Source organism: Pusillimonas sp. ANT_WB101 (assembly GCF_008369125.1).
Taxonomy (GTDB): domain Bacteria; phylum Pseudomonadota; class Gammaproteobacteria; order Burkholderiales; family Burkholderiaceae_B; genus Allopusillimonas.
Genome location: NZ_VOAY01000001.1, coordinates 1,153,012 through 1,178,399 on the forward strand (window position 1 = coordinate 1,153,012; position 25,388 = coordinate 1,178,399).

The 25,388-nt window shown below is 52.9% G+C and carries 22 protein-coding genes and 2 pseudogenes; 9 read left to right on the top strand and 15 right to left on the bottom strand.

What is annotated here, in order from left to right:
- Positions 1-5: 5 nt before the first annotated feature.
- A complete protein-coding gene (locus FQ179_RS05280) occupies positions 6-1,031 on the bottom strand; it encodes an ABC transporter substrate-binding protein (protein ID WP_149396190.1) in 1,026 nt (341 codons plus the stop codon).
- A gap of 189 nt (positions 1,032-1,220) precedes the next feature.
- On the opposite strand from FQ179_RS05280, the gene FQ179_RS05285 reads away from it, so the two are divergent.
- Positions 1,221-1,817: a MarR family winged helix-turn-helix transcriptional regulator gene (locus FQ179_RS05285; RefSeq protein WP_149396191.1), complete on the top strand. Its 597-nt coding sequence runs from the start codon at positions 1,221-1,223 to the stop codon at positions 1,815-1,817.
- A gap of 117 nt (positions 1,818-1,934) precedes the next feature.
- On the opposite strand, the gene FQ179_RS05290 is transcribed toward FQ179_RS05285, so the two are convergent.
- The 4 genes from FQ179_RS05290 to FQ179_RS05305 all read right to left on the bottom strand — a co-directional run bounded on the left by FQ179_RS05290 (position 1,935) and on the right by FQ179_RS05305 (position 5,646).
- Positions 1,935-3,209 (bottom strand): TRAP transporter large permease, encoded by a 1,275-nt coding sequence (locus FQ179_RS05290; RefSeq protein ID WP_149396192.1) that lies wholly within the window; start codon positions 3,207-3,209, stop codon positions 1,935-1,937.
- Positions 3,206-3,793 carry a TRAP transporter small permease gene (locus FQ179_RS05295; protein ID WP_149396193.1) on the bottom strand — a complete coding sequence of 196 codons (588 nt, stop codon included), beginning with the start codon at positions 3,791-3,793 and terminating at the stop codon, positions 3,206-3,208. Before FQ179_RS05295 ends, FQ179_RS05290 begins: the two co-directional genes overlap by 4 nt.
- Positions 3,794-3,877: 84 nt before the next feature.
- A complete protein-coding gene (gene dctP, locus FQ179_RS05300; protein ID WP_149396194.1) occupies positions 3,878-4,885 on the bottom strand; it encodes a TRAP transporter substrate-binding protein DctP in 1,008 nt (335 codons plus the stop codon).
- 77 nt (positions 4,886-4,962) lie between these two features.
- Entirely contained in the window at positions 4,963-5,646 is a 684-nt protein-coding gene (locus tag FQ179_RS05305; protein WP_149396195.1) for a GntR family transcriptional regulator, read from the bottom strand.
- A 104-nt stretch (positions 5,647-5,750) separates the two neighbouring features.
- On the opposite strand from FQ179_RS05305, the gene FQ179_RS05310 reads away from it, so the two are divergent.
- Both FQ179_RS05310 and FQ179_RS05315 read left to right on the top strand, forming a co-directional pair.
- Positions 5,751-6,626 carry an oxaloacetate decarboxylase gene (locus tag FQ179_RS05310; RefSeq protein ID WP_149396196.1) on the top strand — a complete coding sequence of 292 codons (876 nt, stop codon included), beginning with the start codon at positions 5,751-5,753 and terminating at the stop codon, positions 6,624-6,626.
- Positions 6,627-6,730: 104 nt separating this feature from the next.
- On the top strand, positions 6,731-6,994 hold the full coding sequence (locus FQ179_RS05315) for a hypothetical protein (protein WP_149396197.1): 264 nt from the start codon (positions 6,731-6,733) through the stop codon (positions 6,992-6,994).
- 40 nt (positions 6,995-7,034) lie between these two features.
- Here FQ179_RS05315 and FQ179_RS05320 read toward each other — a convergent pair whose 3' ends face one another.
- The 3 genes and pseudogenes from FQ179_RS05320 to FQ179_RS22600 form a co-directional block, all read right to left on the bottom strand.
- Positions 7,035-7,325: a helix-turn-helix transcriptional regulator gene (locus FQ179_RS05320; RefSeq protein WP_188074501.1), complete on the bottom strand. Its 291-nt coding sequence runs from the start codon at positions 7,323-7,325 to the stop codon at positions 7,035-7,037.
- A 313-nt stretch (positions 7,326-7,638) separates the two neighbouring features.
- Positions 7,639-8,241 carry a cytochrome b/b6 domain-containing protein gene (locus FQ179_RS05325; RefSeq protein WP_188074502.1) on the bottom strand — a complete coding sequence of 201 codons (603 nt, stop codon included), beginning with the start codon at positions 8,239-8,241 and terminating at the stop codon, positions 7,639-7,641.
- A gap of 582 nt (positions 8,242-8,823) precedes the next feature.
- Positions 8,824-9,024: pseudogene (locus FQ179_RS22600) on the bottom strand (transposase); the annotation flags it as partial.
- Positions 9,025-9,436: 412 nt separating this feature from the next.
- Here FQ179_RS22600 and FQ179_RS05335 point away from each other — a divergent pair.
- The 6 genes from FQ179_RS05335 to FQ179_RS05360 all read left to right on the top strand — a co-directional run bounded on the left by FQ179_RS05335 (position 9,437) and on the right by FQ179_RS05360 (position 17,094).
- A complete protein-coding gene (locus FQ179_RS05335; RefSeq protein WP_149396200.1) occupies positions 9,437-10,060 on the top strand; it encodes a winged helix DNA-binding protein in 624 nt (207 codons plus the stop codon).
- Positions 10,057-11,922 carry an ABC transporter ATP-binding protein gene (locus tag FQ179_RS05340; RefSeq protein WP_149396201.1) on the top strand — a complete coding sequence of 622 codons (1,866 nt, stop codon included), beginning with the start codon at positions 10,057-10,059 and terminating at the stop codon, positions 11,920-11,922. Before FQ179_RS05335 ends, FQ179_RS05340 begins: the two co-directional genes overlap by 4 nt.
- Before the next feature lie 45 nt (positions 11,923-11,967).
- Entirely contained in the window at positions 11,968-13,503 is a 1,536-nt protein-coding gene (locus tag FQ179_RS05345; protein WP_149396202.1) for an ABC transporter substrate-binding protein, read from the top strand.
- Between the two features lie 76 nt (positions 13,504-13,579).
- Positions 13,580-14,503: an ABC transporter permease gene (locus FQ179_RS05350; protein ID WP_149396203.1), complete on the top strand. Its 924-nt coding sequence runs from the start codon at positions 13,580-13,582 to the stop codon at positions 14,501-14,503.
- Between the two features lie 3 nt (positions 14,504-14,506).
- Positions 14,507-15,364 (top strand): ABC transporter permease, encoded by an 858-nt coding sequence (locus tag FQ179_RS05355; RefSeq protein WP_149396204.1) that lies wholly within the window; start codon positions 14,507-14,509, stop codon positions 15,362-15,364.
- Entirely contained in the window at positions 15,361-17,094 is a 1,734-nt protein-coding gene (locus FQ179_RS05360; RefSeq protein WP_149396205.1) for a M14 family metallopeptidase, read from the top strand. Before FQ179_RS05355 ends, FQ179_RS05360 begins: the two co-directional genes overlap by 4 nt.
- A gap of 65 nt (positions 17,095-17,159) precedes the next feature.
- Here FQ179_RS05360 and FQ179_RS05365 read toward each other — a convergent pair whose 3' ends face one another.
- The 7 genes and pseudogenes from FQ179_RS05365 to FQ179_RS05395 all read right to left on the bottom strand — a co-directional run bounded on the left by FQ179_RS05365 (position 17,160) and on the right by FQ179_RS05395 (position 25,267).
- Entirely contained in the window at positions 17,160-18,275 is a 1,116-nt protein-coding gene (locus FQ179_RS05365) for a Fic family protein (RefSeq protein ID WP_255474839.1), read from the bottom strand.
- A 423-nt stretch (positions 18,276-18,698) separates the two neighbouring features.
- Positions 18,699-18,821: pseudogene (locus FQ179_RS22605) on the bottom strand (3-deoxy-8-phosphooctulonate synthase); the annotation flags it as partial.
- 26 nt (positions 18,822-18,847) lie between these two features.
- A complete protein-coding gene (locus tag FQ179_RS05375) occupies positions 18,848-20,158 on the bottom strand; it encodes an FAD-binding oxidoreductase (protein WP_149396207.1) in 1,311 nt (436 codons plus the stop codon).
- Positions 20,155-21,747 (bottom strand): FAD-dependent oxidoreductase, encoded by a 1,593-nt coding sequence (locus tag FQ179_RS05380; RefSeq protein WP_149396208.1) that lies wholly within the window; start codon positions 21,745-21,747, stop codon positions 20,155-20,157. The genes FQ179_RS05375 and FQ179_RS05380 overlap by 4 nt, the downstream gene beginning before the upstream one ends.
- A gap of 18 nt (positions 21,748-21,765) precedes the next feature.
- Positions 21,766-23,424, bottom strand: coding sequence for an ABC transporter ATP-binding protein (locus FQ179_RS05385; RefSeq protein ID WP_149396209.1), 1,659 nt, complete (start codon positions 23,422-23,424; stop codon positions 21,766-21,768).
- Positions 23,421-24,299 (bottom strand): ABC transporter permease, encoded by an 879-nt coding sequence (locus FQ179_RS05390; RefSeq protein ID WP_223146190.1) that lies wholly within the window; start codon positions 24,297-24,299, stop codon positions 23,421-23,423. The genes FQ179_RS05385 and FQ179_RS05390 overlap by 4 nt, the downstream gene beginning before the upstream one ends.
- A 14-nt stretch (positions 24,300-24,313) precedes the next feature.
- The gene (locus FQ179_RS05395; protein WP_223146191.1) at positions 24,314-25,267 is read right to left on the bottom strand and encodes an ABC transporter permease; all 954 of its coding nucleotides are present in this window, start codon (positions 25,265-25,267) and stop codon (positions 24,314-24,316) included.
- Between the last annotated feature and the right edge of the window lie 121 nt (positions 25,268-25,388).

The window sequence follows — 25,388 nt, forward strand, 5'->3', positions numbered from 1 at the left end:
ATGGCCTAGCGCGCTACTTCACGTTGCCAGCGCTTCATCCAGCCTGGCAAGTTTTTGGCGACCTCGGTTGGGTCAGGCAACCACAGATTGTCAAAGTTATGCCCTATCGGCACAATCGCTGCCGCTTTATCAGACAGTTTTACCGCCGTGTTCACTGGCCCGGCGTACTTTTTCTCGGCAAAGCAGGTTTGGCCATCTACTGACAACAACTCATCGATATATTTCAGTGCAAGTTCAGGGTTTTTGCTGCCCTTTGGTATCACCACTGTCGGCAAAATGCCCACGGCGCCTTCCTTGGGGTAAACCACAGCCAAAGGCAGGCCTGCATCGATCGCCGAGCCCGCACGGTCTGGATACCAGACTGCAACCGCAATCTCTTTACGTTCAAACATAGAAACAAGCTGGTCGGCCTGGGTGTACAGCTGGGCAGAATCCTTGGCCAAAGGCTTGATGGCCTCAAACCCGGGGTCCATGTTTTCAATGGTGCCGCCCTTTAGCTTGTTGAGGGCAAGCAAAAACTGCATGCCTGACGTGCCGCTGATGTCGCCAATGGCCAACTTGCCCTTGTATTCGGGCTTGAACAGGTCTTCCCATGATTGCGGAGGCGTCTTGATCTGCGTGGTGTCGTAAACAATAACGGTGGCGCCCGTCATAAACGCCACATACTTGCCGTCAGGGTCAAAGGCCATGGGGGCCACTGAGCCTGCGTTGGTCAGTTTGCTCTTGTCTATGGTTTCAAGCAGGTTTTCGCTCTTAAGCTGGGTGGCCAGCGAATTGTCGATATAAATAATGTCGAAGTCTGACTTACCCCGCGTCGCCCTCACCCCTGCCGCAAATTGTGCAGAGTTACCGGGCTTGGTCAGTACCTTGGCGCCGGTTTTTTTCTCAAAAGGCTGTATGTGACAGGTTTGCGACGCTTCGGCAAATGAACCGCCAAAAATCCCGACGACCAGTTCCTCAGCGTGGACGACTGAAACCGTTGAAACACACAAAAGCGCAGTACTGAGCGCGGCAAGGCGAAACTTCATCATGGAAAACCCCCAACAGAAACGCGCTGGCGCGCAATAAGTGCTCCGGACAAGCAGCGTTGAATAAATTGCTTGAATGGTGCAATTTATCTTTTTGAAAAGATAAAAACCATTAGGGTTAACGCGCGATGGTCACATGGCACCTCGTGTTCCATACTCTGCAGTGTTTTTATTAATGACGTAAACCCACGCATGTCTTCACCCGCCTATCAACGCAAACGCGCTGCCATCGAGCCTGTTCAACACAACCCCGACGACGATCTGGTCGGCCGCGGCATTGCCGAATGGCGTACTGCCCGTCCTGACCTGGACAGCTCGGGCAAAGAAATTATCGGGCGATTGATACGGCTGCAGGAAGTCGTATTGAAAGGCATTGACGAAGCCCTTCGTACGCATAATCTGACGTATTTTGAGTACGCTGTGTTGGCTACATTGCGTGTTTCAAGCGAACCCTATGGTCTGGCCCCTGGCTATTTGCTTTCGCGTTTGCTGTGCAGTTCGGGTGGGCTTTCCAACCTGCTCAAGCGACTTGAAAAACGCGGGCTTGTGGCACGCGCCGCCGACCCTGATGATGGCCGTGGCGTGCTCGTGCAACTGACGGATGCTGGGCACGAACTGGCCAACCAGGCCATGCCCACGCACGCCGCCGCTGAAATCGCTTTGGTGTCCATGCTGAGCACCAGCGAGCGGGAGGTCCTGGCGGGCTTGCTAAGCCGCATGCTGGTAGGTAATGCGCCTGAATTGATGTTGGCGACGCTTGAAGGGCGAAAGCCAAAAAACGAAGGGTAGAAAATTAGCCTATTTTGACTTCAAGCTCGTCCTAACCCTAGCTTTCGCGCATAGGCACCCATCGTAAAAAAGGCCCGGTGCATATGCCCGGGCCTAAAACCATTTGCTGCCATCTGCCTACAGATTATTCGGTATCCAGGTAACCACCGCTGGCACAAAATAAACAATGATAGCGCCGAGCAACATGATAAAGATAAACGGAATAACCCCGCGCGCCACCACCCCTAAATTGGTGCGTGCAATAGCCTGGATAACAAACAGGTTCAGCCCAACGGGTGGCGTAATAAGTGCCAGCTCAATCAAAATAACAAAGTAAATACCAAACCAGATCGGATCAATGCCCAGCAAAAGTACCGTGGGGAACAATACCGGCACCATAATCAGCAGCATGGACAAGCTTTCGAGAAACAACCCAATCACCAGCAAAATCGCCGTTACCAGCAGCATAAAGCCATTGACCGAAGAGATATGCACGTCGACCAGCTCGGACAGCATAAACGGCACCTGGTACAGCGTAATCGCCTTGCCAAAGATCTTGGCGCCAATCACAATCAAAAACAGCACGATCGTTGTTTTTAATGTTTGGCTTACCGCCGCGTAAAAATCTTTCAACGACAGCGTACGCAAAACAAACGCCACCAGCACAAACGACGCAAAAGCCCCTACTGCCGACGCCTCTGTGGGCGTAAATGCACCCGTGTAAATGCCGCCGATAATCAATACCGCAAGCAATATGGTGGGCATGGCACGCACAGTGGACGTCATTCTGTCTTTCATCGAGGACGCTTCCTGGCCCTGATGCAAGCCTGTAAACCACGCGTACCCAACGGTGTAAATGGCAAACATAACCAGCAGCATAAGCCCCGGTCCTACCCCCGCCAAAAACAACTTGCCAATACTTTCGTCTGTAATCACGCCATAAACAATGAGCGGTATAGACGGTGGAATCAAAATGCCTAGCGTGCCACCGGCCGCCAGCAACCCCAAGGTGAAGTGCTTGCTGTAACCGTGCTTGGTCATTTCAGGGATGGCCACCGTGCCAACCGTAGCCGCCGTGGCCACCGAGCTGCCCGAAATCGCCGAGAAAATACCGCAAGACACCAGCGCCGACAAACCCAGGCCGCCTGGCAAATGCCCTACCCACTTCTCAACAGCATCGAATAAATCTTTGCCCACCCCGCCTTTGAGCAACAGGTTGGACATCAGCAAAAACAGCGGTACTGACAACAATACAAAGTTATCGAGCGCGCCATGCAGGTTTTGCGCAACCATGGCCAAAGGCAAGCCTTTGAGCATAAGCAGCGCGGCGCCCAGCCCAGCCAGCGAAAACGCCACCGGAACACCCAAAAACAATAGGCCTAACAGCGCCAGGCCAATATACAAAAGCATCATGCGTTGGCCTCTTTGCCTGCGGTGTTGTGGGAAGGTTCGTCGTCAAGCTCGAGTTCGCTTTCTGGGTCAAACGAAGGCGGGCCACGAAAAGGCAGCCGTATCAATTCAGCCAGTGATTGCAGCGACAACAGTGCAAAACCCAGCACGACGGGCAGTTCGGCAATCCAGTTTGGAAGCGCCAACATGGTCGGTTGACGGCGACCCAGGGCGATGGAATCTGTAACAACGTCAAAACCCTTTACTGTCGCCATAATCGAGAACAACAAAATAATAATCAGGCCCAGCGCTTCACACGCATACCTGACCCACGCCGGCGCGATGCCCAGCATGGCAGTAATGCGTATCATCTTGCCCTCTTTCAACACCAATGCCATGCCCAGGTAGGTAAACCACACCTGCATGGTGACCGAGATATCTTGCGTCCATTGCGTGGGCGCATGGAAAAAATACCGGGCAATCGTTTCGTAAGTAAGCGCGGCGGTAATGAAGATAATCATTAAAACGCCGATATGACCACACACGTCAGCCACACGGTCGACAATACGTAACAGCCAATGGTTTGGGACCGTGCTGGATTTCAACATGGGATGTGCTCGCGTCAGTAGTCAGGCTGCGCTTTTCGCCCACACTGCAGTGGGCGCGCAGCCTGACAAGAAAAAATCAACTAATCAGTAAAGCTTTTTAACTTCGTCAACAAGGCGCTTGCCAACATCACCTGATTCTTTGATATAAACGTCAACAGCAGGCGCTGCAGCCTTCTGCCAGGCTTCGATTTGCGCAGGCTCAAGATGGATGACCTTCATAGGCGTCTTGTCAGCAATAAACTGTTCAGACTTAAGGTTATCGTTCTTGGTGTCGGCGCGGATCGTATCTTCAGCAGTGCGCGCTGCCGTAGACACCCATTTCTTTTCCTGATCAGACAGAGAGTCCCACAGCTTGTCGTTAATAACGACCAGAAACTCAGTTTGGGCGTGGTTGGTAATGGTGACAGAATTCATTACCTCAAACAGCTTGCGCGACTCAATCGCGGTGGTGCCCGTCATGCCGACGTCAACTGTGCCGCGTTGGTAGGCAATAAACTGCTCTGAACCGCCAATTTTCACGGGGATGCCGCCAACAGCAGAAATAAAGTCACCTGAAGGCTTGCCCAGTACACGAACCTTCTTGCCTTTCATGTCAGCTGGCATAACGATAGGCTCGCCTTTAGACAGCAGCTGTACGGGGCCATAATCTTGCCACCACAGTACACGCGTGCCCGTCTTGCGGATCATCTCGTCAATTTCCTTGCGTACGGGGCTGTCAGGCGCTGCCGCCTTGGCCAGCACTTCGTAATCAGGGAACATAAACGCGACCGAGAACAACCCGGTAGCAGGAATGGTACCGGCGTACTCATCAATAAGCACCAGGCCCATGTCCACGGCGCCTGCCGATACTGCTTGAGGAACCTCGCTACCCTTGTAAAGCTGGGCAGAGTCGTAAAGTTCAACTTTAATCTCGCCGTTCGAAATTTTTTCAACTTCGTTTTTAAACAGAACGATGTTGGCACCCACGGGATGCTTGGTATTTACCTGAAGGCTAACCTTAAGGGTGCGCGCGGCTTGCGCGGAAAGACTGGCGCTGAGCAGCAGCGAAGCCACAGCAGTCAGACACAACGATTTGGCAAAACGAGCTTTCATTGGATATCTCCTCCGTATAAGTGCTGTGCAATTGTATACAATCATGGCGATTTCGCAATTAGGCGTTTACCCCAAGGTCAGCGCGTTTTTTTCAAGGCGCGTCTCGTTGACTGGTGCCCTGCTGACAGATGCGCGCGCATCACGCTTTCGGCCCAAACAGGATCGCGCGCCGTAAACGCATCAACCAACTCTCTATGGTGCGCCATGCTGCGCACAATCTCAGCCGGGTCATAGGTTTCAAAAGTGCGATACACCAATGGAAATGAAATAACCTGCCCCGTCAGGGCCACCAAGCGATGGCTGTGTGCAGCCTGCATAATCGCCACATGAAAGCGTTCATTCAAGCGCGTAAGTTGTTGCTTGGCCTCGGCGGATTCCACCCCTGTCGCAACCAGGCTTTCCATACTGTCGCAAAGCGCATACAACTCAGCTAGCTCTTTTTCAGTAACGCGTGTTGCGGCCAGTCGCGCCCCGTAAGACTCCATCACCACACGCAGCCCGAATATCTCCTCCAGATCCTGGCTGTCCCATCGCTTAAGGCGGCTGCCCTGATTGGGAATCGTTTCAACCAGCCCTTCCAGCGTCAGGCGTCTGAGCGCGTCACGCACAGGCGTACGGCTGACGCCAATCTCATTGGACAGATCACTTTCTTTAAGTGCGGCGCCATCAGGCCAGCGATTGGCAAGAATCTTTTGCTTGATCCATTGATACGCTTTCTCAGAGGCGTGCCCGTGCTGCGAAGCAGGTGCAATACTCGACATGTTTATCCCCATAGCTGCGTTATTTTTTCACTAACGTTCTCGCTTTATTGTATACAATCAAAAGAAAATTACTCGACTATTTATACCAATGGAGGTTTACCTTAATGACTGCAGCAGCTAAGCGCCAACGCCTTTCGGCCCGCCTGGCCCAACCCGGCCTGATTACCGCCCCCGGCATCTTTGACATGATTTCAGCGCGTCTTGCTGACCGCATGGGCTTTGATCTGCTGTACATGACAGGCTACGGCACAGTCGCCTCCTACCTGGGCTTGCCCGATGCAGGCCTGGCCACCTATACCGACATGGTCAACCGCGCCACGGCTTTTGCTCAAGGTTCCAACACGCCCATCATCGCCGACGGCGACACCGGTTATGGCGGCTTGCTCAACGTTGCACACACCGTACGCGGCTACGAAGCGGGCGGCGTGGCCGGCATACAGCTTGAAGACCAAGAATTCCCCAAAAAATGCGGTCACACCCCCGGTCGGCGCGTCATCCCGCTAGAAGACATGGTCAAGAAAATACGCGTGGCCTCCGACGCGCGATCAAGTGCAGACTTTCTCATCATTGCCCGCACCGACGCGCGCACCACGCTGGGCCTGGACGAAGCCATGCGGCGCGCCGAGGCTTACTCAAAAGCCGGTGCAGACATACTGTTTGTAGAATCGCCAGAGTCTGAAGACGAACTGGCGCACATTGCCAGCACACTTGATAAGCCCGTGCTGGTCAACAACGTGGAAGGCGGAAGAACCCCCATCTTGCCAAAGTCACGCCTCGAACAACTGGGCTTCAAACTGGCCATCTACCCGGCAACCGGCTTTCTCGCCATGGGCCATGCCCTGGAGCAGGCCTACACCGCGCTTCAGCAAGACGACACCGACAACGCCCTGAAAGGTCAGCTGTACGAGTTTCAAGACTTCAACAAGCTGGTCGGCTTTGAGAAGGTGTGGGACTTTGACAAGAAGTGGAACGAGGGCTGAGATACAGTTAAAGCGCAGGCCGGACGGCGAGCCGGCCATAGCCTGCATCGTTCCCGAACAGCTTCTCGGGCTATATCGCAAGCAAAGCACGTGCATAGGCAGCAGTGCTGGCCAGTGTTCAGGGGCTGTCGATCGAGAAGCTCGGCACGGTGTCGTACCGGCTGGCATTTATGCTGGCGTGGCTAATGGAGATCGGTGCAGTCGTTACTTTCTCGCGAAAGGACCCGCCCTTGTCCCGCACGCTGGTGCGGATGATTGGTCGCGAGTTTACCCTCGACGATACCGCTGCCCGCCGTTCACTGGGCTACATAGGAAGAACGTCGCGTAGCCAAGGCTTGGCTACCTTTCATCAAATTGCCGTTAGTTGAGTGTCTGTTGCGAACTTGTTTTGTACGTACACATCAAGTTTCATGGCCGATACTTTTGCTGTGAGCGAGTTGAGAAAGCGTTTTCACGCTCGGCCAGCACATCATCGAGCGTAGGGGCTGAGAACGGTCGGCTTACCAGCTCTAGGCCAACGGCCGCGTACAGGGCACGAAGCGTCGACAGCGTGCAATCTCCGCCCGCTTCAATCGTACCAACCGTCTTTCGGCTGACACCGGCGGCTTCTGCAAGCTGGGCTTGCGTCACTTTTTGCTGCTTGCGCGAATCAATAAGCGAACGAATCAGCGGATCCAATAAAAGATATCTCTCAGTCATAATGACAATTACACTTCCCATAACTAGGCGTTTAGGCGTAAAAATGTAACGTTTAATACGCTTATCTTCGCACTATTTGGGTATGACGTAAACGTGCCATTTAAAATCAAATAAATAAGACTTAGTTAATTGATTTGAATTTCGTTCAATTGATTCTTACAGGGTGTCTCGCACGCGCTGCTGGAGAATATGCGGCAAATGCGTTAAGCCTTGGGCCCAGGCCGGGCAATGATGAGGCAAATATCGCTGCCTACCTTCAGGTCGTAATGAAAGATGGCGATCCAGCAACACTAGGCCGACCGAGCTGACCGCCCTATTTTAGGAACAGCATCTTCTTCCAGACCTGCTTGCCGACGATGCTGTGGGCCACTGTACCGCCTACGTGCAAGATCAGGTAAGCGGGCACCAGCACGTTGCCGATCTGGTGCCAATGTTTAACCACATGCAGCCAACCGAACACCGGAATACCCGGCGTAATCGTGAACGCGCTGAGCAGGCCACTGAGGCCCAGCCACAGAAACGCAAGTAGCCCGAGCGCTTCCACGAACCCCGATAGTCCGACGTGGGCGGGGTGTTCGGGAACACGCAATCGCAGAAGCGAGCGCACGTCATCCACGACCACTTTCAGGCGCGCTGGCGTCCATGGCACCCAGTTTACGAACCGTACGCTCGCGGGGCCCACGAAGCCCCAAAGAATCCGCGCCAATAGAAACACCGTAAACACAATGCCTACCCAGCGATGCTGGATATACCCAGAATAGACGGGGTTATCATAATCACTCGCACCTGCCCCGATCCATCCCAAGCCGTCTAGCCATGACCAAACGCCGAACACCGCGAGACCGAGGTGCAGTAGCCGCGTAATCACATCGAGCGGCGGTGCCGCAATTGGCGTGGTGCTTGGGGTTTCGGTCATGGTCGTCGTCCTGCCGGTATGTGCTTCCATCGCAAGAATAACCAATCCCGCCAAACAAGTCGGTTCGATACCGCACACTACAAGTAGATAATGGACTTCAATTGGCCAAGATCAGCCAGTGGAAAAATGTAGTAAAAGCAGTCCCCTTATGGTCAATTTGGCTCGGGTTGCATGAGCACCAGTCAAACAGTCATCGCAATGCTCTCGACCGAGCCGTCGAACTGACGTCAACACACCCGCGGGTTTATAGTAAGCTTTAATCCTCAACTGATTTAGTGTGGTGTATTTCGCTGAAACAGCTGACTGAAGACTTGCTTCGCGGCGCTTAGCCAGCCGAAAACGGGATTCTTGTACTAACGTTGTAAACTGCCATAAACCGTTTCGCCCCTGTCTGCATATTCAAAGGAATCAAAATATGAATAGAATCATCTGGCTCGTTGGCCTTATCGTTATTATCTTGTTTATCTTGGGATTCTTGGGCTTACGCTAAATTATAAAGGCGTCAAGTTTAGCGTAACACTGCTAGTACCCGAAGTGAAGCAGCCGTGTTTATCAGGCTGTACAACGGATCGGGCAACAGGACTAGGTGCCCGATACGGACAGTCGGCCGTCAAGTCGGCGTCGTGTTCTGAAGCGCGACTGGGCGCTGATACCGTATTCGGCACACCATTTATAAAGGCTCGCACTGCTTATCCCGTGCTCGCGGCACAACTCGAGGATGGCAGTGCCCGCCTCAGCCTGCTTCAAAATGGCAATGATCTGGCTATCCGTAAATCGTGACGTCGTCGTGCAAAATTTCCTCTGAGACCGCTTTTAGAAAACTCTACTTCAACGACCGTTAATTTACGGGAGAGTTACCAACCCACCGCTGCTACGCGAGTAGACGGTAGATGCGCGCAGCCGGCCCGGTGCCACGTTCAAAAAACAGAGAAAACGGCCACTCGCTTCGAAGCTATCTGGCGGCGCCCTCAATACCATGCGGCAATCTGGTTGCTGACACCGTCGATCGTCGTTGGCTAGCCCTTGCCTGATTCCTCCAGCCCCTCAACAAAATTATCAGCTTGCCGCTGATCGAGCCTCGTCCCAACAAACACACTCCCCTTAAATATATTTACTTGAACACACCGTTTGATTATATTGACGAACAATCGACAAAATGATCACAGATCGTAGACAAGATTAGGGGACGAACACCATGGGCACGAAGAAAAACCCCAAAAAGGCCGATGCGGCATCGTGCGACGCCACAAATAATGACGATACTGCTGCACTGGCTGTCAGCAGCTTGCCTCAATATCTGCATTCCGTACCGTCGTCCATTGGCCCCATTGTTTCCTCTGCGCATTTGGCTGAGGGCGGCTCGCCTGCCCTCTCTGAGGTTGAATATGGTTTGATCCTGGCGTCCCACGCATTTTCCCGCTGGACGGTACGCTGCATGGCCGCCGCAGGCCTGCCCGGCCTCTCCCCCATTGAAGTGCTAATCCTTCACGCCATCCGCCATCGCGGGCGTGAAAAAAAGTTGGCTGATATTTGCCTTGTTCTTGATATAGAAGACACGCATATTGCCAACTACGCCCTGCGCAAGCTTGAAAAAGCCGGGCTGCTAACTACCGGCAAAGCATCAAAAGAAAAAACAGTCTGCATTACCGATAAAGGGGCTGAGGCCTGCGCCAATTACGCGCGTATACGCGAACGCCTGCTGGTTGACGCAACATCCCATGCCCGCCCTTCAGAAGACGCCTTGTCAGAAGTTGCGGCCCTGCTGCGGTTTATGTCAGGTGCTTTCAATCAGGCAGCCCGCTCTGCCGTTACCCTATGAAGACCACAGAATTGAACAACACGCAGTCCAGCCCCAACGATCCTCTCCAGCAGCTCCTGGAAGTCGATAACTTATCCGTCACGTTCGGCAGTGCCCGGGTGGTTGAAAACCTAAGTTTTTCCGTAAAGGCAGGCCGCACACTGGCCATTGTGGGCGAGTCGGGTTCGGGTAAATCCATCACCTCGTTATCCGTCATGCGACTGGCCGACATGATGGGAGCACAATTTCCTACCGGCAAAATCCTGTTTGCTGGCGCGCAAGGCAAACTCGACCTGCTTCGCGCCGAGCAGAAAACCATGCGTCGCATTCGTGGCAAAGAAATTGCCATGATTTTCCAGGAGCCCATGACCTCGCTGAACCCCGTGTTCACCATCGGTGACCAGATCGCCGAAGTGCTAACGCTGCATGAGGGCATGAGTAAAAAAGCTGCGTTACAAGAAGGCCAGCGCCTGCTCGAAATGGTCCGCCTGCCTGACGCTCACGGCATGCTGGGCCGTTACCCGCATCAGCTTTCAGGTGGAATGCGTCAACGCGTCATGATTGCCATCGCCCTGGCGTGCCGTCCAAAACTACTTATTGCCGACGAACCCACAACCGCGCTCGACGTAACCATTCAAGCGCAAATTCTGCACATCATCCGCGATCTGCAAAAAGAACTGCAGATGGCCGTCATCTTCATTACCCATGACATGGGTGTTGTCGCCGAAATGGCGGATGACGTAGTGGTAATGTGGAAAGGCAAAAAGGTTGAAGAAGGTTCGGTGCGCCAAATCTTCGCTGACCCCCAGCATGCGTATACCAAGATCTTGCTTTCGGCTGTACCAAAGCTGGGCAGCATGACAGGCGAAGCCTTCCCCATACGCATGCCAGTTACCGTTCTACAAGACGACAAGCCCATTGTGATGGGTGAAACCCGAATTCAGGACACGGCCCGCCTTAATGAGCCGCCGCTGCTGTCGGTGAACAACCTGTCTGTGCGCTTTAACATCAAGAAGAACATGTTTGGACGGGTTACGCATGTGTGTAACGCGGTCTCCCAGGTTAGCTTTGACATCTACCCGGGCGAAACACTGGCACTGGTGGGTGAGTCGGGTTCGGGCAAATCAACCATTGGCCGCACCATTCAGCAATTGCAAGACCCGCTTTCCGGCGATATACGTTTTAACGGTAAAGCATTTTCAGACATGAACGCGGCAGAGCGCTTCCGCATGCGCCAAGAGGTACAGTACATTTTTCAAGACCCGTTCGCCTCGCTGGACCCGCGCAAAACCATGCGCTTTTCTATTGCCGAACCCATACGCACACATGGTCTCATCCTGGATGAAGCCGCCATTACCCGGCGTGTTGATGAACTGCTGGAACGCGTAGGGCTAAGCTCGGCGGTGGCCGACCGCTATCCGCATGAGTTTTCTGGGGGGCAGCGCCAGCGTGTTTGTATTGCCCGCGCGCTTGCCTCAAACCCCAAACTAATTATTGCCGATGAAGCGCTTTCTGCGCTCGACGTTTCCATTCAGGCGCAAGTCATTAACTTGCTTATGGACTTGCAAGAAGAACACGGCCTGGCCTATCTGTTTATCAGCCACGACATGGCTGTAGTAGAAAAAATAAGCCATCGTGTAGCCGTGTTGTATCTTGGCCAGATTATGGAGCTGGGTTCACGCCGTCAGGTTTTTGAAACACCCTCGCATGACTACACCCGCCGTCTGCTGTCTGCCGTGCCGGTCGCAGACCCTCTGGCACGCGGTGAGCGGCTTTTGCTGGAAGGCGAAATACCCAACACCACACAACGTATAGAAGACAAGCCGGCCATTTGGCAATATAAAGAGATCGCCCAAGGACACTTCGTCGCACAAAGCGCCTAACACCCACCCATCCTGTTTCAGTTTTACATTAAGGGGAAAGAGCAAATGAAGATCAAACCACTTATCAGTGCCTTGGCCTTAAGTGCCACCGCATTGTCCGTTGCAGCGCTTACTGCCACCCCCGCGCTGGCGGCCGGCAAATTAACCGTTTCCTCGCCGCAAGACCCGGGCAGCTGGGACCCTATCGATACATTTCTCATCAACTGGGCCTCTGTCGCCACCAATATCTATGACGGCCTGGTCTATCGTGGCCCCGATCTAAAAATTGTGCCCGCTCTGGCCACCTCTTGGGAAGAACTGGACGACGGCAAGCGCATCCGCTTTCATCTGCGTGAAAACGTAAAGTTTCATGATGGCGAGCCTTTTAACGCGGAAGCCGTTAAATTTACTTTTGAACGTTTGCTGGGCGATGAAGGCGCCAAAGGCCCGCAACGCTCTAATTACGTATCTATAGACAAGGTTGAAGTTATCGACGACAACACCGTTGATTTTCACCTGAAGAATAACGATCCGGTGCTTATTACCAAGCTTGCCGGCTACGGTGCCATGATTGTGCCGCCAAAATACATTAAAGAAAAAGGCGATGAGTACTTCAATTCTCACCCCGTCGGTACCGGCCCATTCAAATTCGTAAGCTACAAGCCTAAAGTGGGCATTCAGCTCGCAGCGTTTGCTGACCATTGGGGCGGCGCGCCCAAGCTGTCCGAACTCGACTACCGCTTTATCTCAGAACCTTCCACCGCTGTGGCAGAGTTGCAGGCAGGCCGCGTTGACCTGGTCATTCCGCCCACCATCCCCATCGGCATGATCCCCACCATTGAAGCCGACCCTAAACTGGCCCTCGTTACCACCGCAGGGCCAACCGTTTACGCGCTACGTTACAACACGCGTGACGGCATCACGGCTGATGAGCGCGTGCGCAAGGCCTTGATTTTGGGTGTTGATCGCGACACCATTATCAAGTCAATTCTTGGCGGTCAGGCAGAGCCTATTGCCAGCTTTCAAAGCGCCCTCTCCTTTGGCTACGATTCAAGCATGAAGCCGCTGCCGTTTGACCCTGCAGCTGCCAAAAAGCTGCTGGCCGAAGCCGGTGTTAAACAAGGTTCCACCGTACAGATCGACATTCGCGGCAATGACGCCACCTTCAACGAAGTGGTTCAGGCCGTTTCTAGTTATCTGGGCATGATCGGCATCAATGCCACGATCAAACCATATGAAACCAATGTACTGCTCAATGACATCATCCCGCAGGGTAAAACCGGCGCGATGTTCCAGCAATCATGGGGCGGCTGGACATTTGATTACGACAACACCGCTTACTCCATGTACCACTCCGGTGAAAAATGGAACCCGTATGACAATGACCCCAAGATGGATAAGCTGCTGGAATCCCAGCGTTCGATTACCGATCGCCCCAAACGCGAAAAAATTCTTCAGGAAATTGCCCATTACGCCGCCGACCGTGCCCTGGAAATGCCGCTTTACAACCTTAAAGCGATTTACGGCATCAACAAGCGCGTGAAAAACTTCGTACCAGCACCTGACAACCGCTTGCGGCTGAACGAAGTAACTGTTGACTAAGTAGCGTCATACCGCGCTGGCATAGGCTGGCGCGGTAATTTCACCATCGCGCATCTATTGCTGAAGGACAGAAGACTTGACCGGGTTTCTGATCAAACGAATTTTACAAGCCATCTTTGTCATTATTGTGGTGACATTGACGGTTGCTTTTGCAATCCGGCTAACCGGCGACCCCGCCCTCATGCTAACGCAAGGTGCTGGCAGCGTAACCGAGGCTGATCTTGTACGCATACGCGAAGGCCTGGGGCTAAACCAACCCTTTCTCGTGCAATACCTCAGTTTTATCAAGGGCATATTCACGCTAGACTTTGGGCGCAGCTTTCTTGGTGGTACGCAGGTTTCACTGCTGATCAAAGACGCATTGCCCGCCACACTGATGTTGGCCTTTGCCTCGATGGCGGTGTCCATTGTGTTGTCGATTCCGCTAGGCATTAAGGCAGCCGTGTCGCGTGGGAAATGGTCAGATCAACTGATCCGTATCGTTTCCTTGGTGGGCTTGTCTTTCCCTAATTTCTGGCTGGGCACCATGTTGGTGCTCATTTTTGCCATTAGCCTGCAATGGCTGCCACCCAGCGGCATGAGCGGCTTTACCAGCTTTATTATGCCTGCGGCAACCATGGGCATCATCCTAACAGCCACCAATGTACGGCTGGTGCGCACAGCGATGCTCGAAACCCTGCAATCGCAATACATCATGGTTGCGCGTGCCAAGGGCTTAAGCGAAAACACCGTGCTGTATAAGCATGCCCTGCGCAACTGCGCCATTCCACTCATCACGTATTTTGGCCTGCAGTTTGGCGGCCTGCTGGGCGGTGTGGTGGTTATTGAGCGTGTATTTAACTGGCCGGGAATGGGCACACTGGCCTTTGATGCCGTATCGGGTCGTGATTACCCGGTGCTTCAGGCAACCATCACCGTGCTGTCGCTGTTAATTGTTAGCGTCAACCTTCTGGTCGATATTGCCTACGGCCTTATCGACCCTCGTATCCGCACGGAGTAGACCATGGCTGCAAAAACTTCCTCCTCCCTGCTTCTCAGTCGCCTGAACAGCCTTGAGTTTATTGTCGGTGCCGGGCTCATGCTTATCATTTGCCTGTCAGTATTATTTTCCGGGCTCTTATTTTCAGATAGCGGTGAAAAAATCAACCTGATGGCACGTCTTGTAGCGCCATTTACCAATGCCAGCCACATATTCGGCACAGACCCGCTGGGGCGTGATGTACTGGCGCGCGTAGTAACCGGCGGCAAAATCTCATTGTTAATCGGCTTTGCTTCCGTGGCCGGTGCCGTGGTATTAGGCGTGGTTATGGGGCTAATTGCCGGCTACTACCGCGGCTTTATTGACATGGTGGTTATGCGCTTTGCCGACGTGCAACTGGCCCTGCCGTTTATTTTGCTGGCCATTACGTTTATTGCTATTGTTGGCGGCAGTTTAATGAACACCATTATTTTGCTGATTGTGTCCCAGTGGGTACAGTTTGCGCGCTTGGTGCGCGGCTCTGTACTGGCATTGCGCGAACGTGAGTTTATCTTGTCTGCGCGCGCCATTGGCGTAAAAGACGCGCGCATTATCTTTCAGCATCTGCTGCCCAACCTGCTGGGGCCAGTTATTGTGCTAATGACGCTTAACATGGCCAACAACATACTGCTCGAAGCCAGCCTAACCTTTTTGGGCCTGGGCGTTGACCCATCCATACCGAGCTGGGGTGGCATGCTGGCAGATGGCCGCACCTACTTACAAACCGCTTGGTGGGTAAGCGTATTTCCGGGCCTGGCCATTCTTTTGACGGTACTCGGCCTTAATTTACTCGGCGACTGGTTGCGCGACAGCCTCGACCCCACTGGCAGAACATCACGATGAGCACCATCTTTGAAAAAAGCTACCAACGCAGCATTGATAGCCTGGTCACTCGCTTTGCCAAGCCCGCAATGCAAGGCGCAACCCTTAAAGCGTGGCTGTTCGACGACCAGAAAAGCCGCAAAGCGGCTGAACATACACTTCAGGCCGCGGGTGTAAACGCCACCTTGCGCAGTGCCTATAAGCCGCTTGTGCATTTTTTTATAGAAGAAATTGACTGCACTGCGCTTGCGGCGGCAAGCATTGGCTACCCCATGCATGAAGCGTGTGCGCCCAACCGCTTTTTGCTTGAAACCTACCCGCTAACCAAGCTAGTGGGTGACGCAACGGTTGAGTTTTACGCCACCGATGCAGCAAACTCTACCTATCATGTAAATCTCACTTATCAAGATGGCCATGAAGAAAGCCACCAGGTATTTGCCCCAAATCGCACCCATAGCGATATTGACGGCCAAACATTGCTGTCGCCCACGGGTTGGCTCAACATAAACCATGAAGGCCAAGAAAGCGCTGAGCGCCTTGAAACCGACCTTGAACAACTGTTTCATGACGCCATTGCGGCCATTTCTGCGTACGACTGGGGTAATACCGAGCCCTATTTCGAAGAACTAAACGTTTCGGCGCAATTACCGTTTAAAGACCGCGCGCTGCCGTACGCAGAAGAAGTAATCAGCCTTACTGAAGCCCTGCATGAAGATATTTATTTTTCATTGCTGGAGTTTTTTCAGAAAAAATCCGGTAGGCCACTGGGCGACCGAGGTTTGCAACCCGGGCAGATTGTGCCTGAAATTACCTACCACGCCGGTGCACCCTCTGTGCGCGTCAGCACCAGAAAGCTCAACACCGAAGACAGCACCGGCCCCCACCAGCAACTCAGCACAGCGCAGGCGCCGCTTTTTGCCGCGCAAATTCTCCAAGAACTCGACACCCTGGGTGGTGAACACTACCAAGCCCACGCGCGCTCAGGCCGTATCGTGCACGGTCGTTACATCAAAGGCAGCGATGCGCCCATAATGATTAGCGGTGCTCAGCATGCCAATGAAACAAGCGGCGTCGTCGGCGCGCTGCGTGCCGCGCAGCAGCTCATAACCCGCAAAAACGCGCACTTCACCATCTCGCCGCTTGAAAACCCCGACGGCTACGAGCTGCATCGTCGCCTTTGCGCCGTCAACCCTAAACACATGCACCATGCGGCCCGCTATACCGCCATGGGTGATGACTTGGAATACCGCAGCGCTGAAAAGCTGGGCGAAAAAGCCATTCGCACCAAGGCACAAGCGCTAACAGGCGCAAAGTTGCACGTCAATTTGCACGGCTATCCGTCACACGAATGGACACGACCTCTTTCGGGCTATATACCGCGCGGCTTCGGCATGTGGACCTTGCCCAAAGGCTTTTTCTTGGTGGTACGCCATCAAGTAGCCTGGACGCAGCAAGCAGAAAAACTGGTTGACCATGTAACGCGCCACCTGGCAGCCATCGACGGGCTAGTGCAGCAAAATAATGCACAAATCGCCTTGTTTGAAAAACACGCCGGCGAAACAGGCTTTCGTATTATTAATGGGTTTCCGTGCCTGATCACTGCAGATAACGCCTATAGCGTGCCCATTACGCTAATCACCGAATACCCGGATGAAACCATTTATGGTGAAAACTTCATCCGTGGCCACACAGCACAAATGGAAACTGTTCTTGCCGCGTACCAAGCTTTGCAAAAACATATTAAGGAGTAGGTCTTATCCCAACGTGGCACCTGAAATTCCACTAATCATCTGGTACAGCCTAGCGCTTAAACCCCTTACCCTTGGTCGTCAAAGTTATGCGTATTAGCTTCTGGGTATAGATTGGGAAACAAAAAATTCAGGTGCTTTAGTGGAAACCCGATTTCAATAGGTGCTCTGGTACTTTCACTTTGAATCAGGCCTTCTTTGAGTAGGGCCGAGGTCAAATACCGGGCTGATCTTTCCCCTAGGCCTGTCATTTGCGCGAAATCACCTCGACTCACTGGCCCGGCAATAAAAAGGTGCTGCAGAGGTAATATGGCCTCTTTGCGAACACCAGGGTTCTGAGCAGACAAAAAAGTAATGAGAGCCTGAATCCGCGGCTTCATCTCTTCCAGTGAAAGCATTTTCCTTTGAAACTTGACTTGATCCAGGCAGGTATCAAGAAATATATCAACCCAAGAAACCAAGCCTTTCTCGGACAGATTTCCCCGACCATCCAAATCACCTTGCCTTGGGCTATCTGCATAGGCCAGAGCCCCATAGTACCTGTCAACATCGCGAGCAAACCCACGACTGACTGACCATAGCCCCTGGGTAATAGGAAGAAGTGCCAAGTGCGTTTGGAGCCGAGCGACCCGGCCGTTTCCATCAAGAAACGGATGAACCCACGCAAAGCGATAGTGGGCGCATGCGGCGGCAATCAGTAGGTCGTGCGGGGCCCAATCTTTGCTATAAGTTTTATCCCAATGAGCCAGAAAAACTGGAACCGAAGCCCACGCGGGAGCAGCATGACGCCCCACCTGAACATCGTGTTCTCGCATCGCGCCACCCTTAACGATGATACCGTCATGAGAGAATCTGTCGTGCTCGGGGAGCCTTTCGTACAACTGCTTGTGAGCTGAAACTGCGATACCTGACGACAGGGCCAGTCGTGACTGACCCAACTGCGCCTCAAGCGCCTTTTCCGCTTCAATGTGGGCAATAGCCAAACGTTGTCGCCTGGCTATATCTGGGCGGTCAGAGAAGTCGTGATGTAATGCTCGTTCAATATTAAGAGGGTGCGTTCCCTGCCCTTCGATCCGGTTGCTATAGAAGGAGTTCATCGATCGTGTGAGCTCGCGTATTTTCAGCGCAGTAACCCAATGAGCGCCGGCCGATAGCTTCGTCGCGTGATCAAGAACCTCACTCACCTTAGGTGCCAGACGCGCGCGCGCCTCTTCGCTCGGAAGCAAAGGCTGAAACTGGTGAGATGAGTTAAACATTTGCCGCTTTCCTTGCTCGTTATAACAATCGCTAACTGACTGATTATAAAGGAATTATATAATAATTTAAGGCATATAAATAAAATTTTGTGCCGGTTTAATTGCCGGCTATTTCACCGAGTCGGTATTCATCATGTTTTATTTACGCCTCTTTTTTATTACCTTGTCAGCTGCCACCTTTCCGTCGAAACTTCGCAAAACGGCCACGCCGGAAAACAGTCGAGACGATGCATAGCCAGAGAGCACGAAACAAGCCAGTCCCAACGCTTTCTTCCTGTACCTGTATCTGTGTCATGGATTACGGGTCGCTACCCCCGCCCGACCCGTACGACATTCGCAATGGGTTGGGCCTTACGCAATATGAATAGGCGTAAACGACTTCACCACATCATCCAACGCGTTTAGCTGCGTTAAAAACGGCTCAAGCTGATCTAGCGGCAAAGCGCTGGGGCCATCGCACTTGGCGTTGTCGGGGGTAGCCTGGCCGAGGCCTGGTCTTACTACCAACCCGTTCGCTGTTCCAACCGGTCCAGTGCCTTGTAGTAGTTTCCAACAATCGGAAGAAACCACGGCTTGCCGTAATAAAGCGGGTTAGAAGAAAAAGGCAAGCCATCAAAGCCGCAGCGCGGGCTTTGAGGGTCAATTATCTTGAGCGCTGTCTGGTGGCCCAGATACGTTGCCATGGCCACGCCAGCACCCTGGCAACCACCGGCGTAATGAACGCCCTCATGAACACCCATGTGGGGTAAGTGATCAAACGTGAACGCCACATTGCCCTTCCAGGCGTGCGTCAATTTAATGCCTTGTAGCTGCGGCCAAATACCACACATAAATTGGTACAGGCTGCCTGCCGATTCGCGCTCATTAACATCGCGAAAGCTCGCGCGGCCGCCGAAAATAATTCGACGATTGTCGGGTGTTAGACGATACCAGTAAAGAATCCGCTTGGTATCTACCAGCATGCGCTTATTCGGATTTAGTTTCAGAATCAGTTCAGGTGGCAGCTCTTCGGTTGTAATCACAAAACTTGTGATGGGGATAATACGCCGCTGAAGATAAGGCATAGCGCTACCGCTGTACCCGTTTGTGGCCACAAAAACCTGGGTAGCCGCAATCGTGCCGCGGGAGGTCGTTACCGTGAAGCCCCCGGCAGTCGGGGCAATATTTTCAACCTTTGCAAAGCCGTGCAACGTTCCGCCTGCTGCCTGATACGCCTCACGTAGCAATCGATGGTAACGCGCCGGGTCAATGCCACCACTTTCGTTTACAACCATGCCCCCGTGGTAGAAATCGCTGCCGATTTCCTCATGCTGCCTTGATTCGGGCACCATGGTTACGGTCAGCCCCATCTTGTTGACCAAATCCGCAGCCTGCCGTTCTTGACGCCGGTATGCACCACGCGAGTGCGCGCCGGTAAAACGGCCGCAGCGTTGATAACTAATGTCAAAGTTCTCGCGTTTCAAGAACTCCTCAAAATGCGTGAACGATGCGACCGAATCGCGCTGAACCAGATTAAACCGCTGAGCCCCAAGCTTACTGCGCATGGCCTCGGGAACCTTAAGCCCGCCGCTGACCATGCCCCCATTGCGCGTACTGGCACCCTCGCCTATCCTGCCTGAATCCAACACACAAACTTTAAGGCCTGATCGTGCCAGTTCCAAACCTGCTGCTAGCCCACAATAACCGCTGCCGACAATAACGATATCGACCTTTGAAGGAAGTGGGTTACGTTCCTCGGTCGGCGGGTTTGCATCCCACCAATAGGGCTGCACAACAAAGTCGGGATGGAAAATGTTATCCGAGGCACTCATGACCCAATGTCCTTGCCGGTATACGATGGATTAAAGTTATCCCGGACAAAATATTCATAAGCGGCTACCTGTCTGTCCACCTCTTGGGCGTCCCAGCCCAGGATATCGGCCACAGCATCGGCCGCCCGCTGTGCAACATTCAACCCCATCTTTGGCCCCCATCCCAATCCGACCCGTCTGAACATCAAATCGCTTAACGTTTGCACATGCTCATACCGTGCGGCATGGCGCAAATCCGCAATACTTACATGGGGGAAATCAGGATCAACCGGCTCTGAAGACGCATCCTCAGGAAACAGCCTGGCAGCATGCGAAAGCGTATTCTCATTTAAGGTGGGCTTGATCATCTGCCCGACACGCTCTGCTATTTTTTCACCGGCATAGCGGTGATTCATGATGGGCGTGCCCGTCAATGCCATCGCATTAGGCATGCCTTCGGTATCCAAATCGTGGATACTCAATAATTTGATAATGTCTTTTTCACCAGTTGCAGCTGTGCGCGGACGTATCCCGCACCAGGAGTGCACAATGTCTTTTTCTGTCAACTTCAGGCTTGGGAATAAGAAGTTTGCTTCTTTAAGAATGTATTCAATTTCTTCGGGCAGTACGCGCGCATCGTCGGGGTCACCCTCAAAAACCGTATCAGTCGGCCCAAAGAAATGGTGTGTGCCCCAAGGCATGCAGTAAAAAGGCTGGCCAATGCTGCTAATGGTTTCCAGACCCTGGCCCTCGCATTCTGGTGGCAGCTTAACCAAAATGTTGACGCCTTTAATACCGATTAAATGCTTTTTACCTGTGGGCGCATCGGCTTTGGCAATAACGCGATCAACCCAAGGCCCTGCCGTATTGATCAATACACGCCCGGTAACCTGAGCGTGCTGGCCCGAACCACTTTTATCGACAAGCGATACATGCCACGAGCCATCAGCTTGAGAACTTAGCGCCGTAACTTCGGTGTAGTTGCAAATGACGGCCCCCAACTGTTCGGCATCCAGAATCGCGTCTACGCAAATTCGCTCAGCCCAGTTGTATTGATATTCTGTGTATACGCCAACACTTTGAAGTGATTTGTTTTGGGCCAAATACTTGACCATACCGTACTTTTCTGCCGCTTTTTTTATCCCTAAGCGCTGATAATTAAGTCGCACCTTGGAAAAGCCAATAAGCTCTAAAAGACGAAAACCCAGGTCTACCTTCCACCCTGGAAAATCCCCGTCTTTATGCACCGGAAAGAAGAACTGATGGGCAATCAGACGTTCGGGGATGGTCTTTACCATCTGCGTACGACATTTCATGGCAAGCCGCGCCATATGGACTCTGCGCATCAGATCAAACGGCCCCAAGATAAACTGCCACATTGGGTGGTCTGGCGACAAATGCGCCAGGCCACAGTACAGCAACCGGCTGGATCGGCTGCTTGTGCCACTGGCAAAGTCACTTTTATCCACCAGCAACACTTTATAGCCCTTGGCCGCTAAATTCTGCGAAGTACTGGCACCCGAGGCACCTCCACCCACTACGACAACATCAAAGACTTGACCCTCGATCTCCGAAAGCTTTTTACCCACAGTATGTTCCGCCTGTTTCATTTGTTATTTGCCAATTCATTAGGCCACGACGACGCGATCATCATGATCGGGACGCACCTCTTCCAACCAACCGCGTCGCAACTCGGGTACAGAACGCAAGAGAAGTTTGGTGTACGCATGCTGTGGATTCAGTAAAACGTCTGCAGCCGAACCTTGTTCCACCGCATTACCGTTTTGCAGCACCATAATCTGATCGGCCAACGAGGCCACTGTCGCCATATCATGGCTAATAAAAACAATAGCCAGGTTCAAACGATCTCGAAGGTCTTTAATAAGAGTAAGTATTGACGCTGCGACAACGGTGTCTAGCGCCGAGGTGATCTCATCGCACAACAGCACATCAGGTTCGGCGGCCAAAGCACGAGCCAAATTGACACGTTGTTTTTCGCCGCCAGACAACTGGCCGGGCTTGCGCGACGCGTAGTGTTCAGGCAGGTTTACCATTTCAAGCAAGGCTTTGACGCGCGCCGGCCTGTCTGCGGGTTTTACATGGCCAAAGAATTTCAGAACGCGTTCCAGAATACGCCCTATCGTATGTTTGGCATTTAACGCCGTATCGGCAGACTGAAACACCATCTGCACACGCCTTAACTGCTCTGGTGTTCTGGATACGATACGGCTTTGAAGAACTTCTCCCCCCACCCGTAAATTGCCTGCCGCACGCGGTAAAAGGCCTGCAATAACGCTAGCCATTGTGCTTTTGCCTGAACCCGATTCACCGATAATGGCAAGGACCTGCCCTTGCTTTAACGCAAACGACAGCCCCTTCAAAACAGGTATCGCAGGCATGCCTTTAGCATCTGTCGCGCCGTAGCCTGCCCACAAGTCTGTCACTTCTAGATAATTCGCGGATGTGTTCGTTGCCCGCGAAGATGAAGGCAAACTAGTCACGGGCCAGCGGCTGCAGGCGGCGATAAGCTGCTTGGTGTACGGATGCTGCGGGTTTTCAATAATTTCAGCCGTCGTGCCCACCTCGATCAGTTCCCCCTTGCGTAAAACCGCAATACGATCAGCGATTTGCGTTACAACGGCCAGATCGTGGCTTACAAACAGTGCAGCAGTCTGCTTGGCGCGGATCACACCTTTCAGGGCACGCAAAACTTCTACTTGGGTCGTAACGTCAAGCGCACTGGTTGGCTCATCGCAGACCACAAGTTTGGGATGCAGCAGCAAACCCATGGCAATCATGAAACGCTGCAGTTGCCCACCTGACACCTGATGCGGATAACGTGAACCAATGGTATCTGGCGCAGGAAGGTCAAGCTCGCGATACAGGTTGTGCGCGCGCGCCACGGCATCGACCGACGACATTAAATGGTGAATTAACGCGGGCTCGGTCACTTGCTTATCCAGACGCATGCGCTGGTTAAATGACATCGCTGCGCTTTGGGCAATGTATGAAACAACACTTCCGCGCATTGAACGCAAGCGGCGCTTGTTGACGTGGAACATGTCAACGCCATCAAGCGTGACCGTACCATTTCGTGCAACAAGCCCTGACCGGATATGCCCTAAGGCACTAAGTGCCAACGTTGTTTTACCCGAGCCCGATTCGCCGATCAGTGCCAGGACTTCCCCTTTGTTCACGGTGAGCGATATGTTGTTAACGGCCGGCCGTAGCCCCAAGGTTGGAAATACCTGTAAATTTTTAATTTCAAGCAATGGCGAATCTATCATTTTTGCGACTCCGCAAAAGCACTCTCTTCTCCGGTCGCATCAACCAGCAGGTTCAAGGCGACAGATACGACCGCAATAGCAAGCGCGGCATAGATCGATGCATACGATCCATTCGCTATGCCATCAAGATTCTCGCGTACCAACCCTCCCCAATCCGCAAAGGGAGGCTGCACGCCTAGCCCCAGAAAACTAAGGCTACTCATGAATAAAATCGCAAAGCTGACACGAATCGCAAAATCAGCGGCAAGCGGGTACACCACGTGGGGCACGATTTCACCAAAAATAATCCACGACGTACCTTCGCCGCGCGCACGCGCCGCCGTTACGAAGTCTTGCTGGCTTACGTCTAACCCCAACGAGCGAGCAATACGAAAAACGCTGGCAGAATAAATTAAACCAGTCATCACAACGATGACCTCAATAGAGGAACCCAGCGCTGCCACGATCACCAATCCAACAATGATTTTCGGTAACGACAAAATCACATCCACCAGACGGCATAAAACCATGTCAACCCAGCCGCCTCGCACTGCCGCGTACAGACCGAAAACATTACCAACGGCATGCGCAATTAATGTGGCACTGACCGCCATGAGCAGCGTCAGACGCGCCCCACCAATTAAACGTGACAGCACATCTCTGCCCAGAAAATCGGTGCCTAACCAGGCCTGAGCGCTGGAAGGTTCGAAAGGCGTATACGATACAAATGCGGTCGGGTCATAAGGCTGCAGCAAGGGTGCAAACACGGCCACCAACACGCAAAACAGCAGCGTCAGGCCGGAGAACCACAATATCGGCGAGTGCTTGCGTTTCTTGCGAACAGCGAGCATATCTTGATCCGTTGCCACTTGTTGGGCTGAATTGCTCAATGACATGGTTTCCTTTTTAACTACCTGGTCGTTACGGATCGGCGCACGTCAAAGATCGTGGCAAGCGTATCTGACAACAAAATCAAAATGACGTACACCGCGCTAAACAACATGGCGCAGGCTTGAATAACGGGCATATCGCGTGCAAGCACAGCATCAATCATTAAGCGCGCCAACCCTGAATACGAAAAAATGGTTTCTACCACCACCACACCGCTAACCAAGTAAGCAATGTTCAAAGCAACCACATTGGCGATGGGCCCTACGGCCATCACCAAAGCATGCTTGCGCACGATGCTCCAACGCGACGCCCCTTTGAGCATGGCCATTTCGGCAAAAGGCTGGCTTAAAAGATTGCTGATAATGGCGCGTGTCATGCGGGCAATTTGCGCTGTAACGACAACGACCAACGTCATGACAGGCAGAAACAACGCTTGGGCTGTCGCCCATAAACTGGAACCGGGTGTCAGGTATGAGATCGCAGGCAACCACTGCAACTTGACGGCAAAGGCCAGCACAGCCAGCGTAGCGATAAGAAACTCCGGTGTTGCAGAAAGCGCAAGTACCGTAATTGAGCCGAAGCGATCAGCCCATTTTCCAGTTCCCAGACTCAGTAAAAGCCCCAGCGTAATTGACAGAGGCACGGCGATAAGCGTGGTTAGCCCGGCGAGCAAGGCGGTGTTGCCCGCCCGCTCTGCAAGCATGCTGCTGACCGGCACGTTTGTTAAAAGAGAGTGACCCCAGTCGCCGTGCAGCATGCCCGTAAACCATTGGACATAGCGCACAACAGGCGATTGATCCAAACCCATTTGCGTGCGCAATGTTTCGACTGCTTCCGGCGTGGCGTATTGCCCCAGCGCCAATTGCGCCACATCACCGGGCAAGATCTGACAGCCCACAAAAACAAGAACGGATACCAGCCATAGAACAAACACGGCTAGTACAGTGCGGCTCAACAGAAACTTCGCCATCATTTACCTTTTTGAGTCTCCTCGGTATTTACAAGAATGCTTGTAAATACCGAAGACACATTCACGCGTGAGTGCCTGGCATGCCAGAAAAAGCTGCCCAACTACACAGACGCACACGGTTAAG